At 73.8% G+C, this 14,579-nt stretch carries 5 protein-coding genes; all 5 read right to left on the reverse strand.

What is annotated here, in order from left to right; genetic code table 11:
- Positions 1-4: 4 nt before the first annotated feature.
- From ACIRJP_RS31805 to ACIRJP_RS31825, 5 genes are read right to left on the reverse strand one after another with little or no spacing between them, the layout of a single operon-like run.
- Complete coding sequence (locus ACIRJP_RS31805) at positions 5-3,958, reverse strand: amino acid adenylation domain-containing protein (protein ID WP_404181581.1); 3,954 nt, start codon at positions 3,956-3,958, stop codon at positions 5-7.
- Entirely contained in the window at positions 3,955-8,634 is a 4,680-nt protein-coding gene (locus ACIRJP_RS31810; RefSeq protein ID WP_404181584.1) for an amino acid adenylation domain-containing protein, read from the reverse strand. Before ACIRJP_RS31810 ends, ACIRJP_RS31805 begins: the two co-directional genes overlap by 4 nt.
- Positions 8,634-9,686, reverse strand: coding sequence for a MupA/Atu3671 family FMN-dependent luciferase-like monooxygenase (locus ACIRJP_RS31815; RefSeq protein ID WP_404181587.1), 1,053 nt, complete (start codon positions 9,684-9,686; stop codon positions 8,634-8,636). The genes ACIRJP_RS31810 and ACIRJP_RS31815 overlap by 1 nt, the downstream gene beginning before the upstream one ends.
- Positions 9,671-13,195 (reverse strand): amino acid adenylation domain-containing protein, encoded by a 3,525-nt coding sequence (locus tag ACIRJP_RS31820; protein ID WP_404181590.1) that lies wholly within the window; start codon positions 13,193-13,195, stop codon positions 9,671-9,673. Before ACIRJP_RS31820 ends, ACIRJP_RS31815 begins: the two co-directional genes overlap by 16 nt.
- Positions 13,179-14,525, reverse strand: a complete 1,347-nt coding sequence (locus tag ACIRJP_RS31825; RefSeq protein WP_404181593.1) for an MFS transporter — start codon at positions 14,523-14,525, stop codon at positions 13,179-13,181. The genes ACIRJP_RS31820 and ACIRJP_RS31825 overlap by 17 nt, the downstream gene beginning before the upstream one ends.
- Between the last annotated feature and the right edge of the window lie 54 nt (positions 14,526-14,579).

Consider the following 14,579-nt stretch of genomic DNA (forward strand, 5'->3'; position numbering starts at 1 on the left):
GTTCTCAGTCCCCTCGGAGGGCGGTTTCGAGGACCGCGGCGATCTCGGCCGCCGGGCCCGGAGTGAGTACGTCGCTGTGACCGCAGTCCAGTTCGTGCACATCGAGCGCGGCGGTCACGCGCTGCCAGGCCTCGGTCTTCTCGGCCGTCGTGGGCCAGTCGTCGTGCGTCGCGGAGAAGAGCGTCGTCGCCCCGTCGTAGAGGGACGGATGCCAGTCCCGTACGAGCCGGGTGTGATGAATCCCGGCGTCGACGAGGGTGTGGAGCTGCGCCTGGGAGAGACCGTCGAAGGTGTCCGCGCGGGCCTGGGCGAACAATGTGGAGCGCTTCAACGGGCCGTTCGGCAACGGCAGTTCCGGCGCATGGGAGCGGTGCAGGATGCGTAGCATCTCGTCCTCGACGGCGGCCGGGTCCAGAGAGGTGCCTCTGATCCCTTCCGGCATCGGCATGGCGTCCACCACGGCGAGCATCCGGACCTCCTCGCCGGCCCGGCGCAGCCGCACCGCGAGTTCGTGGACGAGCGGGCCGCCGAAGGACCGGCCGAGCAGCAGATACGGTCCGTGCGGCCGGAGCTCACGCACACTGCGCAGATAAAGTTCCGCCATCTCGCCCATCGTGGACGGGAGCTGACCGGTCCCGCTCAGCAGCGCCGGGCTCTGCAGGGTGTGCACCGGGCGGTCCGGAGCGAGGTGCGGCAGCAGGTTCACGTACGACCAGCTGAGCCCGAGCCCCGGGTGCACGCAGATCAGCGGGGTGCGGTCGCCGCCGGTCCGCAGGGTGAGCACATGCTCCAGGCTGTTGTGGTGCGGCCCGTCCGGAGCGGTCGCGGACCCGGGGCGTTCGCGGGTGCGGCGCAGCGGTGTCCGCGCGGCGGGGCCGTCGGCGGACTGCGGCGCGTCGAGCCGGGCGGCGAGACCGGCCGGGGTCGGCGCGTCGAACAGGGCGGACAACGGGATCCGTACGCCGAGCACCGTCTCGATCTTCGACTTCAGGCGCAGCGCGGTCAGCGAATGGCCGCCCGCCTGGAAGAAGTCGGTGTCGGGTCCGACCGCAGGAACCCCGAGCACCGTGCCGAACAGGGCGCACAGCTCCCGCTCGCGCGGGGTGCCCGGCGCCCGGTGGATCACCGGTTCGCCGGTGGGCCCGGGGTCCGGGAGCGCGGCCCGGTCCGCCTTGCCGTGGCGAGTGAGCGGCACCTCGTCGATCCGGGCCCACAGGGACGGCACCAGGTGCGGGGGCAGCTGCCGGGCGGCATGGGCCCGCACCCCGGCGAGGGTCCGCTGCCACTGATCCTCCCCGCCGCCGGCCGGCACCAGCCAGGCGGCCAGCAGCTTGCCGCCCGCCGCGTCCTGCCGGGCGCCGACCACGGCCCGCGCCACGCCGGGGCAGCCCGCCAGCGCGGCCTCGACCTCGGCGGGCTCCACCCGGAAGCCGCGCACCTTGACCTGGTCATCGGCCCGGCCCGCGAACTCCAGGACACCGTCCGCCGTCCAGCGGGCCAGGTCCCCGGTGCGGTACATGCGGCTGCCGGGCGGCCCGTACGGATCGGCGACGAACCGCTCCGCGGTGGCTGACGGCCGCCCGAGGTAGCCCTGGGCGAGACCGCTGCCGCCGATGTAGAGCTCACCGGTGGAGCCCACCGGGACGGGGCACAGCCGGGCGTCAAGGACGTGGGCGCGGGTGTTGTCCAGGGGTCGCCCGATCGGGACGGGCCCCGGCCGCTCCGCGGACCGGCCGGCGGCCGTGTGCGCGGTGGCGAACACCGTCGTCTCGGTGGGGCCGTAGCCGTTGACGACCACCGTGTCCGGGCAGTGCTCCCGGATCCGGAGCACGGTGCCGGGCGCCAGGACGTCGCCGCCGGACCACACCTCGCGCAGTCCGGACAGCGCGCCGGGCGCGATCTCCGCGACGGTGCGCAGCAGTTCGGGGGTGAGCATGAGCGCGGTGACCCGCCGTTCCCGTACCACCCGCTCCAGCAGTTCGGGGGTGACCGCCTCGGCGGGGGCCACGACCACGGTCCCGCCGTTCAGGAGCGGGACCCACACCTCGTAGGTCGAGGCGTCGAACGTGTACGGGTTGTGCAGCAGCACCCGGTCGTGGGCACCGCCCGCGAAGCGGCCGTCGGCGGCGAGTTCGGTGATCGCCCGGTGCGGGACGACCACCCCCTTGGGCTCTCCGGTGGAGCCGGAGGTGTAGATCGCGCAGGCGGCGGACCCGGGCTGGTTGTCGACCCGGTCGAAGGCCGCGGGGGCGGACTCCTCGGTGATGTCCAGCAGCACGACACCGGCGGGCAGCCGGGCGGCGGCCGGGGCCGTCCCCTCGGTGAGGACCAGGGCGGGTCCCGCCGCCGCCATCAGCCGGGCCAGCCGCTGTGCCGGGTGCGCCGGGTCCAGCGGTAGCCAGCAGGCACCCGCCTTGAGGACCGCGAGCTGGGCCACGACCAGGGACGCCGAGCGGGGAAGCAGCAGGGCCACGGTGTCTCCGGGCGCCACCCCGGCCCGGACCAGACGGCCGGCCAGCCGGTCCGAAGCGGCGTCGAGCCCGGCGTAGCTGAGCGTCTCGCCGTCGGTGTCGACAGCCGGTGCGTCCGGGGTGCGGGCCACCCGGTCGGCGAACCGCCCGGTCAGCGTGGCGGGTCCGGCGGGGGTACGGGCCGGACCGTCGGCCAGGGCCAGCAGATGGTGCCGCTCCGCCACGGGCAGGGCGTCGATGTCCGTCACCGGGGTCCGCGGCGAGCCGGCCAGCTGCTCCAGTACATGCGCGAGGCGCTCGGTGACGGCGGTCGCCGGGATGCCCCGGCGGCAGCTGACCGACAGCAGCAGCCGGTCCTCGGCGACCGCCGCGATCGTGACCGGGTAGTGCGTCGCGTCGTTCACGCTCAACAGGCGGACGGCACCGGGACCGTCGTCGCCCCCGGAACCGCGCGGGAAGTTCTCGAAGGCGATGATCGAGTCGAAGAGCTCACCGGCCCCCACGGCGCGCTGCACCTCGGCGGCGCGGGCGTGGTGGTGCTCCAGCAGCCTGGACTGCTCGTCCTGGATCCGGCGGAGCAGCTCGTCCACCTGCTCGCCGTCCCTCAGCCGGACCCGTACCGGCAGGGTGTTGATGAACAGGCCCACCATGGATTCGACACCCGGCAAATCGTGCGGGCGCCCCGAGACGACCGCGCCGAAGACCAGGTCGCGGGAGCCGGTCAGCCGGGCCAGGACCAGTGCCCAGGAGACCTGCACCAGGGTGTTGAGGGTGACGCCCGCCTCGGCGGCCCGCCGGACCAGCCGCTCGGTGAGGCCGGTGGTCAGCCACAGCCGCGAACGGTCGGGCGCCGTGTCCGGTCCGGCCGGGGCCAGCAGCGCGGGCCGTCCCAGGCCCTCCAGCGACTCGCACCACGCGGCTTCGGCCTTCTGCCGGTCCTGAGCGCCCAGCCACACCAGGTAGTCCCGGTAGGGCGCGGCGGGCGGCAGCGGCCGGCCCGCCACGAGCGCGGCGAGGTCCCGCTCGACGACCGGCATGGACCAGCCGTCCAGCAGGATGTGGTGGAAGGACACGATCAGCTCGGCGCCGATGTCGTGCCGCAGGAACGTGGCACGGACCAGGGGCGGGCGGGCCACGTCGAAGCGAAGTGCCGCATCCTTCCGCAGCACCTCCTCGGTCCGGGTGGCCGCCTCGTCGCGGGTGAGACCCGTCAGGTCCACCTCGGTCCACGGCAACCTGACCTCCTTCGGCACGACCTGGACCGGACGGTCCAGGCGCTCGTGCCGGAAGCAGGCGCGCAGATTCGGATGCCGGTCCAGGAGCGCGGCGACCGACGCCCGTACCGTGTCCCCGGCGATCGCGGGGCCGACCCTGAAGCGGGCCTGCACCAGGTACGGGTCCGGGCCCTCGGTCTGCCGGGCGGAGTGGAACAGCAGGCCCTCCTGGAGCGGGGAGAGCGGCAGCACGTCCGCGATGCGCGCGTTCATCGCCGTCCCTCCTCGTCGGTGGCGTCGAGGTCGCCGAAGTCCATCTCCAGCGCCAGAAGTTCGAGCTGGTCCCCGGTCAGGTCGACGAGCGGGAAGTCGGACGGGGCGTGGGAGGCTGCGCCATCCGACCCGCAGTGGTCGGCGAGGACGCCGAGCGCCTCGGACCACGCCCCGGCCAGCGCGAGCACCTCGTCCTCGGTGAACACGCCGGACGGGTAGGAGAAGCTCGCCTCCAGCACGGGCTCACCGTTCTCCTCGCGGGCCAGCACATCCACCTCCAGGGCGTGCGCCAGCGGCACGGCGTCCGGGCCGGGTTCCAGCAGCCGCCCGCCCGCCGCGTCGGTCCCGGCGAAACGGCCCAGATAGTTGAAGCGGACATCGGGTGCGGGGAGCGCGGCGAGTGCCGGGCCGGTCTCCGGGTGGAGGTAGCGCAGCAGGCCCCAGCCGAGCCCGCCGGCGGGCACCGCCCGCAGCTGCTCCTTGACACACTTCAGGGCCTCTCCCGGCCGGCCGCCGGGCGCCACCGCCGCCGCACCGATGTCCAGGCGGACCGGGTACTGCGTGGTGAACCAGCCGACGGTGCCGGACACGTCGACCGGGGTGGAGACGGCCTCGCGGCCATGGCCCTCCAGATGGACGACGAGCGAGGAGCCGGTGCCGCGCCGCTGGACGGCCGCGGCGGTCAGAGCGGTCAGCATCACCGCGTCGGGGCGGCAGTTGAAGGCGCCCGGCAGGGTGAGGAGCACACTGCGGGTGAGCCCGAGGGCCAGATCGAAGGTGAGAGTCTCCCGCCGGCCACCTGCCCCCCGGCCATCGGTGAGCCGGGCCGTATCGTCCGCCAACTGGCTTTCCCACCAGGGGAGTTCACCGAGCCGTAGTCCGGCCTCCTGGGAGAGCAGCCGGGCCCACCGGGTGAACGAGGCGGTCCTCGCGGGTGCGGCGTCGCTCCCGGGTCCGCCCTCCAGCGCCGCGGCGAGCTCCTGCCCGAGCACCCGCCAGGAGAACCCGTCCACGGCCAGGTGGTGCACGGTCAGCAGCAGGGCGCCGGGCCGGTCCGGGCCGGGGTCGAGCCACACCGCCCGCACCATCTCGCCGTCCTCGGGGCGCAGGGTCACGGTGCGCGCGAGCTCGGTCGCCCGGGAGTGCAGATCGGCGTCCGCGGGCACCGCCACCCGGACGGCCCGCGCACCGCACGGCTCACCCTCCTCGGGTACCTGGAGCTCCCAGCCGGTGTCGTCCTCGCGCACCAGCCGCATCCGCAGCGCGGCGTGCCGCGCGGTCAGTACGGAGACGGCCTCCTCGATCGCCGCGAGTCGGGTGCCGGAGCCCAGGGGGAACAGCATGGACTGGGTGAACGCGGCGGTGTCCCGGACCTGTTCGCGCCACCAGTGCATCACCGGGGTGAGGGGCAGCCGCCCGGTCCCGGTGTCCTCGGCCTCGGGGGCGTCGCCCTCGGGCGTACGGGCCAGCACGGCCAGCCGGGCCGGGGTGCGTACTGTGAACACGTCGTGCGGCGAGAGCACCAGACCGGCCGACCGGGCCCGCGCGGCGAGCTGGATCGCCATGATGCTGTCGCCGCCGAGCCGGAAGAAGTCGTCGTCGATGCCGGCCTGTTCGACGTCCAGCAGCTCCGCGAAGAGTCCGCACAGCACCTCCTCGCGCGCCGACCCGGGCAGCCGGACGGTGTCCGAGGTCCGGGCGGCGGGCGCGGGCAGGGCGGCCCGGTCGATCTTGCCGTGCGACGACAACGGCAGCGCGTCCAGCGTCACCACGGCGGCCGGGACCATGGCCGCGGGCAGCCGCCCCGAGGCGTGCAGCAGCAGCCCGTCCTCGTCGACCGCCGCTCCCGGCGCGGGCACCACGTACGCGACGAGCTGCGCCGTACCGCCCCGGTCGTGCCGTACGACGGCAACCGCCCGTTCCACGGTGGGAAGTTCGGCGAGAGCGGCGGCGACCTCACCGGGCTCGATGCGCAGCCCGCGCAGCTTCACCTGCTCGTCGCCGCGCCCGAGGCAGTACGTGTTCCCGTGGTCGTCCCGGTGGGCGAGGTCGCCGGTGCGGTACATGCGGCTGCCGGGCGGACCGTAGGGATCGGCGACGAACCGCTCGGCGGTGAGCGCGGCACGGCCCAGGTAGCCCCGGGCGAGCGCGTCACCCGCCAGATACAGCTCTCCGCCCGCCCCGGCGGGTACCGGCCGGAGCCGTTCGTCGAGGAGGTAGGCGGTGGTGCCCGCCACCGGCGTGCCGATCGGCGGCGCCGTTCCATCGGCGTCCAGCGGCGCCGAGACGGTGGAGACGACGGTCGACTCGGTGGGCCCGTACGCGTTGTGGAAACGCCGCCCCGCGACGGCCCAGCGGGCCACCAGCTCCGGCGGACAGGGCTCCGCGCCGACGACCAGGGCGCGCAGATCCGGATGCGGCCCGGCCGGCACGGTCGCGAGCACCGACGGCGGGACGAACGCGCAGGAGATCCGCCGCCCGGTCAGCACCGCCCCCAGTTCCTCGCCCACGAGCGGGCCCCGGGGCGGCAGCACCAGCGTTCCGCCGGAGCCGAAGGCCAGGCACAGTTCGCCGACGGAGATGTCGAAGGAGGGCGGCCCGAGCTGGAGCACCCGGCTGTGGGCGCCCAGTGCGATGCGCTCCACCAGGGACCGGGTGAGCGCGGCCACGCCGGCATGGCTGACCACGACGCCCTTGGGGGCGCCCGTCGAGCCGGAGGTGTGGATGACATGGGCGGTGTCGTGGAGCTCCGGACCTCCCGGCGGCAGCGGCTCCCCGGCCCAGGCGTCCTCGTCGAGGACCAGGGCCGGCAGACCGGTGTCCAGCGGCGCGGCCCCGGGTTCGGTGACCAGGAGCACCGGTGCGGCTTCGGCGAGGACCCGGCGGATGCGCTCGGCCGGGTGGGAGGGGTCGACCGGCAGATAGGCGGCGCCGGCGCGCTGCACGGCCAGAGCTGCCACCGGCCAGTCGCTGCCGCGGGGGAGGGCGAGGGCCACGATCCGCCCGGGACCGGCACCCCGGCTCACCAGAATCCCGGCCAACCGGGCCACCCGGTCGTCCAGTTGGGCATAGCTCAGGGTGTGTTCCGGGGACTCGACGGCCGGCGCGTCCGGTGTGCGGGCCGCCAGTCGGGTCACCAGCTCGGGCAGCGGGATGGCGGCGGGGGCGACGGGCCCGGCGGAGCCGGCGAGCAGCTCAGCGTGCATGGCCGACGGCACCACGTCGATGTCCCCGATGAGCGCGGCCGGGTCGGAGGTGATCCGCTTCAGCAGCTCGACGTAGCACTGCGTCCAGCGGGCCACCGTCGCGGGGCTGAAGACGTCGGTGCGCAGCCCGAAGCTGCCCTCCATGCCGTCACCGCTGTCCTTCACCACGCCGACCAGGTCGTGCTCGCCGCCCGTGTGGATCCGCTCGGGCTCCGCGAACTCCTTCATCACCGAGACGCTCGGCTGCTGCGTCAGGTGCATGAACACCCACTGGTACAGCGGGGCCCGGCCCGCGCTGCGCTCGGGCGCGGCGGCCGACACGATCCGGCCCACGGGCACGTCCGCGTTGGCCATCAGATCCGGGAAGTCGACCGCGAACCCGGTGAGCAGATCGGCGAAGGACCGGTCCGCTTCCACTTTCCAGCGGGTCGGCACGGCATTCATGACATAGCCGATGACCTGGTCGAGCCCCTTGGCCGCCCGGTTGGCGATGGGGGTGCCGATCACCAGGTCCTCGGCGCCGCTGACCCGGTGCGCCAGGACGGCGAACGCGGCCATGAGCACGACGTACACCGAGGCGCCGCGCTCCCGGGCCAGGGCCCGCACGGCGGCGGTGGTCTGGGCGTCGATGTGGAAGGGCACCTGCGCGATGCCTTCGCCCCCGGTGACGCCGCCGGTGCTGCCCGGCACGGTCAGCGGACCGGGCGGGTCGGCGAGATAGCGCCGCCAGAAGTCGAGCCGGCTCGCGAAGACCCCCGACTCCGCCAACTCGCTCTGCCAGGACGAGAAATCGGCGTACTGCACGGCCGGGCGGGTCAGGGGCGGCTCCAGCCCGTCGCGCAGCGCGCCGTACGCCTGCGCGAACTCGTTCTGCAGCACGTCGAAGGACCACCAGTCGCTGATGGTGTGGTGCAGACTCAGCATCAGTGTGGAACGCCGCTCGTCGACCCGGACGAACCGGGCCCGGATCAGCTTGTCCCGGCCGAGGTCGAAGGGGCGGCTGCGGAAGGTCTCGAACGCCTCGCCGATCGTTGCGTCGGTGCCTCGCAGATCCTCGCGCTCCAGGTCGAAGGGCCCGTCGTCGGGGAACTCGACATGCAGTCCGCCCGACTCGTCCGTCACGATCCGCGTCCGCAGGATGTCGTGGTGACGCTGGATCAGTGTCAGCGCCGCCTCCAGATGCGCCGGGTCGACGGGCCGCTCGAAGTGATAGGCGGCGCACAGATTGAGCGCGGGGGTACCGGGATACAGCGAGTCGTACACCCACAGGTCGTGCTGCGCGGGGCTGAGCGGCACCCGGCGGGCCGGGTCGCGCGGCGGTATGACGGCGGGTATCTCGCGGGCCCGCCCCGCCTCCAGCATGCGGCGCAGCAGACGGACCCGCTGTTCCCGGCCGAGTGCGACGAACCGGTCGGCCATGGAGGGGGTTGCCGCGACCGGGACGGTGCGCGAAACGGTGGGGGCGCTCATCACAGGTTCTCTTTCAGTTCGGCCAACCGGTGCAGCCCGGCCAGTACGTCGTCCCGTCCGATGCCGAAGTCGATGAAGCACGCGACCTCGTCGACGCCCAGCTCCGCCAGATCGGCGAGCATCTTGGCGCAGTGGCCCGGGGAGCCGAGCAGGCTGCCCCAGCTGAGATAGCGCTCGAACGCGAAGTCGGCGAGCATCGCGGTCTGTTCCTCGGTGAGGCCCGCGGTCGTGGCGTCCGCGGAGCGGTTCGCCGCGGTCTGGCGCACGTACGAGGCGAGATAGGTCTTGAGGGGGGCGCCCGCCATCCGGCGGACCTCCGCGTCGTCGGTGCCGACGTAGGTGTGGGCCATCAGCGTGACCCGCCCGTGGGCGTCGGTGCCCCGCTGGTCGGGGGCCTCGGCGCAGGCGGTGCGGTAGCGGGCGATCTTCTCGGCCAGCTCGTCCCGGCTCTGACCGACGGTCGCGCCGAGCACTCCGGCGCGCAGCCGTCCGGCCGCCTCCCAGGTCTCCGGGTTGCCGGACGTGGTGATCCACAGCGGCAGGGTGTCCTGCACCGGGCGGGGCTGGGGCGTGACGCAGACCGGGGTGCCCGTGCCGTCGGGGTACTCGGCGGGCTCGCCCGCCCACAACGAACGCAGCCGCGGGATCGTCTCCAGGGCGCTCCGCCGGCGGTCCTCGTAACGCTCGGGGGCCAGGGTGAAGTCCTTGGAGTGCCAGCCGGTGGCGACGGAGAGGCCGACCCGCCCGTGCGAGAGGTTGTCCACGACCGCCCAGTCCTCCGCCACGCTCAGCGGGTGGTGCAGCGGCAGGACGACGCTGCCCGCGCGGATCCCGATCCGCTCGGTGGCGACCGCGAGTGCCGCGCTGAGCACCGGAGGGCTCGGGAAGACCTGCCCCACCTGCTGGAAGTGGCGCTCGGGGGTCCAGACGGCGTGGAACCCCAGCCGGTCGGCGGTCCGGGCCACGGCGAGGATGTCCTCGTACGTCTCGGTGTGCCGGGCCCCGCCGGCGGTGGTGCTGTCCGCACCGAAGAACATCACACTGAGGTCCACTGCCACTCCTCCTGCTTTCTGCCGGTCTGGGGCTGGGGTTGCGGACGGCGCGGCACCCGGGGGCGGCGCGGGATGGGGGAAGCGGCGGCGGGCGCGGGGAGTGCGACCGCCCGTTCCAGTTCGACGGCGAAGGCGGCGACCGTGGGCGCGGCGAACAGCTGGGCCACGGTCAACTGCCGTCCGGCGCCGAGCCGGGCCACGGCGCGTACCGCGCGCAGCGAGTTGCCGCCGAGGGCGAAGAAGTCGTCGTCCGGGCCGGCGCTCGGCACACCGAGGACCTCGCACCACACGGCGGCGATCTCCTGTTCCATGGCGGTCATCGGGCGCTTTGGGGCGGACCGGCGCCTGACCGGTACCGCGATCCGGTCGCTCTCACCGGCCTGCCGCGGCGGTGAGGTGAGGCCCAGCCGCGACAAAGGGGTGTCGGGGGCGGCCGCGGCGGCCTCAAGGGCCTCGGGGAGGGCGTCCGCGAGCCACTGGACGAACTCCGCCTCCAGCGCCTGCCCGCGGTACTCGAACGTCAGCGTCAGCCCGTCCGGCGCGCCCTCGGCCGAGGTGGAGTCCGTGACGTCCACCAGGAGTTCGAACCGGGCGGCACCGGTGCGTACCACTTCGACGCCGTCCTCGGCACCGGGCAGTGCGACCTCGGCCCGTGCGTTGTTCTGGAGCGCCAGGACCACATCGGTGAACGGCTGACGGCCCGGGGTCCGCGGCGGGTTGAGCGCGCCGACCACGTCCTCGAACGGCACGTCCTGATGGCTGAACGCGGCGAGGTCCGTCTCCCGCACCCGGGCGAGCACCTCGGCCGCGGTGGGGTCGCCGGACAGATCGGTGCGCAGCACCAGCATGTTGACGAAGAACCCGACGACGTCCTCGACGCCGGCGTCCCCGGCGCGTCCGGCCACCGGGGCGCCGATCGCCAGGTCCTCGCCCGCACCGGCCCGCACCAGCACGGTGGCCAGCGCGGCGTGCAGGGCCATGAAGAGCGTGGCGCCCCGGGCGCGGGCCGACTCCACCACCCGGGCGTGCGCCGCAGCGTCGATCCGGCGCACCACGACCCGCGCGTCCGGACCGGGTACGGCGGGGCGCCCGGCGCGGCGGGGCAGCAGCGGTCCGTCGGCCGGCAGCCCGTCCAGTTCCTTGCGCCAGTACGTGAGCTGACGGGCGGCGAGCGCGTGCGGATCGGACGGCGAGCCGAGCCGGTCCAGCTGGTGACGGGCGTGCTCCGCGTACTGGACCAGGAGCGGGGGAAGCCCGGCCGTGTCCGCACCGTCGACCCGTGCACCGTAGGCGCGGGACAGGTCACGGAAGAGCGGTCGCAGTGACCACCCGTCCCCGGCGATGTGATGCACCAGCACCAGCAGCGCATGCTCGTCCGGCCGCTCCAGCGAGGTGAACAGCGTCGCCCGCACCGGGAGTTCGCTACAAAGATCGAAGCGGTGACGGGCCTCCCGCTCGATCTCCCGGTCCATTGAATCCCCGGCGGTCCGCAGCTGCCGGAACACAGGCCGTGCGGCCGCCCCGCTCAGTACCCGGCGCACGGGGGAGCCGTCGGATTCCTCGAAGACGGTACGGAGCACTTCGTGACGCCCGGCGACCAGGGCCAGCGCGTCGTCCAGCGCGGCCGCGTCGACCGCGCCCCGCAGCCGGACCAGCATCGGCAGGTTGTACGCGGCACCGGCTCCGATCCGGTCCAGGAACCACAACCGGTGCTGCGCGTGCGACACCGGGAGTGTCCCGGAGGTGTTGCCGGGCACGGTACCCGGCGCGGGGCGGACCGGGGGAGCGGTGTCGACGAACGGGGCGAGGAGCGCCGGGGTGGGCGCCTCGAAGAGCCCCCGGATATCGATCTCGGCGCCGAGCACGGTACGGATCCGGCCCAGCAGCCGGGCGGCCAGCAGGGAGTGGCCGCCGAGGGCGAAGAAGTCGTCGTCCGGGCCGACCCGGTGGGTGTGCAGCACCTGGGCGAAGAGCTCGCACAGCGTGGCCGCGGTGCCGCTCACCGCCGCCCGGCCGGTGGCCGCTGTCGCGGTTGGGGGCTCCGGCAGGGCGGCCCGGTCCAGCTTTCCGCTGGGGGTCAATGGCAGTTCGTCCAGCGGTACGAAGACCGCCGGGACCAGGTAGTCGGCCAGCACATCGCGGGCGTAGGCGCGCAACTCCGCTTCCCGGAAGCCCTGTCGGCCGCCGCCGCTCGGCACGACGTACGCGGTGAGCTGGCGGTCGCCCGCCGGGTGCTCATGGGCGACGACGGCGGCCCGGTCGATGCCGGGGTGCCGGGTCAGTACGCTCTCGACCTCGCTAGGCTCCACCCGGAAGCCCCGGATCTTCACCTGGCTGTCGGCCCGGCCCAGATACTCCAGGACACCGTCGGCACGTCGCCGCCCGAGGTCACCGGTGCGGTAGACGCGTTCACCGGACGGGGAGGCGACGAAGCGTTCGGCGCTCAGCGCGGGCCGTCCGCAGTAGTCGCGGGCGAGGCCCGTCCCGGCGGCGTAGATCTCACCGGCCTGCCCGTCAGGAACCGGACGGAGCTCCTCGTCCAGGACGTACAGCCGCTTGCCCGCCAGCGGCCGGCCGATCGGCACCGGGCCCGCGCCGAGCTCGGCGGCGCTCACCGGGTGGACGGTCAGGAACACCATGCATTCGACGGGGCCGTAGCCGTTGCTCAGCCGCAGTTCCGGCCGGCGCTCCAGGGCGCGGGCCGCGTGCGGCACCGACATCGCCTCGCCGCCCACCACGAGTTCCCGCAGCCCGTCCAACACCTGCGGGTACTCGTCGACGACGACGTTGAAGAGGGAGGCCGAGAGGTACATGGAGGTGATGCCGTGCTCGGCGACGAGCCGGGCCATCAGGAAGGGTTCGGGACGCTGCCCGGGGTGCAGTACGCAAGTACCGCCGTTCATGAGCGGCCCCCACAGCTCCAGGGCGAACGCGTCCCAGGACAGCGGCGCGCACTGGAGCCAGACCGCGCCGGGGCCGAAGGAAGCGAAGCCCTGCCCGGTGAGGGTGGCGACGATCGCCCGGTGCGGCGCTGCGATGCCCTTGGGCCGCCCGGTCGAACCGGAGGTGAACATCACGCAGGCGATGTCGTCGGGCCGGACCGGGACGGAGCCGCGCGGCAGCGGCCGCGCCCCGGCGGCGTCCTCGATGTGCACCCGGGCCGGGCCGAGCGCCCCGGACGCGGTGTCGCGGGCCGTGACGACCACGGCGGTTCCCGCGTCCTCGGCCATCGCGCGCAGCCGTTCGGCGGGGAAGCCGGGGTCCAGCATCACGTAGCCCGCCCCGGCCTTGAGGATGCCGAGGACCGTCACGACGAGTGCGGCGGAGCGCTCCAGGTACACGCCGACCGTGTCGCCGGGCCGGATGCCCCGCTCGGCCAGCAGTCCCGCCAACCGGTCGGCCCGGTCGTCGAGTCCGGCGTAGTCGATCCGTTCGCCGCCGTCGATCAGTGCCGTCGCGCCGGGCGTCCGCGCCGCCTGCTCCTCGAACAGTTCATGCACGCACCTCATCCCGCTCACCTCCCAGGCGCTCGCTCTGCCCGACCGGGTCCTTGGGTGCGTCGAGGTCGGGGAGCAGGGTGTCGATGTCCCTGATCGATCGGCTGGCGAGTCCCCAGAGGGCGACCGCGGTCCCGCCGATGCCGGCCAGGAACAACATGGCGGCCATGCCGCTGCCCGGACCGTCGCCGGCGAGCGGACCGAGCACGGTGAAGAGCCCGGAGCCCCGGGCGGCCATCGGTTCGAAGACGTGGTCGGCGAGCGGCCCGGAGACCGCCATCGCCAGCGGCACGGAGATCTGCGACAGGAACATCACCGCGCCGAATACCCGGCCCTGCCACTCGTGCGGGACCTTGGTCTGCACGATCGTCTGCATCGAGGCGTTGACCACCGTCATGAGCAGGGCGCCGACCAGGATGGCCAGGCACCAGCCGGTCACAGTCCCCATCAGGCCCATCACCACCAGGGCGGACAGGCACATGCCGACCACGCCGAGCATCATGCCCCGGCCCCGGTTCGCCGGTCCGCCCCAGGCGGCCATGAGCAGGGCACCGGCCACTCCGCCGATGCCGACCGAGGTGTTGACCGCGGCGAGCGCGCCGTTGCCGGCCCGCAGCAGCACCATCGGCGAGATGAGAGCGAAACCGAAGACCATCACGAGGTTGACGACACAGAAGTTGACGATCAGATCGCGCAGGCTGGGCACCCGGAACAGGTAGCGCAGCCCTTCGACGGCATCGGCGGTGATCCGCCGGCGCGGTGCGTCGGGGTTCTTCGTCACCCGGTCGCCGTTGAAGCGCACGATCTGGATGCCGATCAGGGCGAACGCGTAGCTGGCCAGGTCGACCAGGAGCGTCGGGCCGATCCCGAAGAGCGCGACGAGCAGACCGCCCAGCGCGGGGCCGCCGATTCCGGCGGCACTCTTCGCGCCGGCCAACAGTCCGTTGGTGCGGTCCAGTTGGTCCTTGCGGACCAGGAGGGGAACGGCCGAGGACAGGGCCGGGAACTGGAAGGCGGCACAGATGCCGAGCAGTACGGTGGCCGGATAGACCTGCCAGGCATGGAAGGCACCGAGGTAGTGGAGCAGGGCCAGGGTGCCCACGACGAGGAGCCCGCCGGCATCGGCGATCCGCAGCGCGGAGCGCTTGGGTATACGGTCGACGATTGCGCCCGCTATGGGGCTGAACACGGCCTGCGGCAGCATGGCGCACAATGACAGGATGGTGACGGCTGTCGCGTTCCCGCCGGCCGACCAGACCTCGACGATGAAGGCGAACCGGACCGCCGCACTGCCCGCCAGGGACACCGCCTGACCGGACCAGACGAGGAGAAAGGGGCCCATTCCCGAGAAACGGCCGGGAATGTCCGCTGATATCCGGGCGCCCATCAAGACCCG

It is taken from the genome of Streptomyces sp. NPDC102437, assembly GCF_044765565.1.
GTDB lineage: Bacteria > Actinomycetota > Actinomycetes > Streptomycetales > Streptomycetaceae > Streptomyces.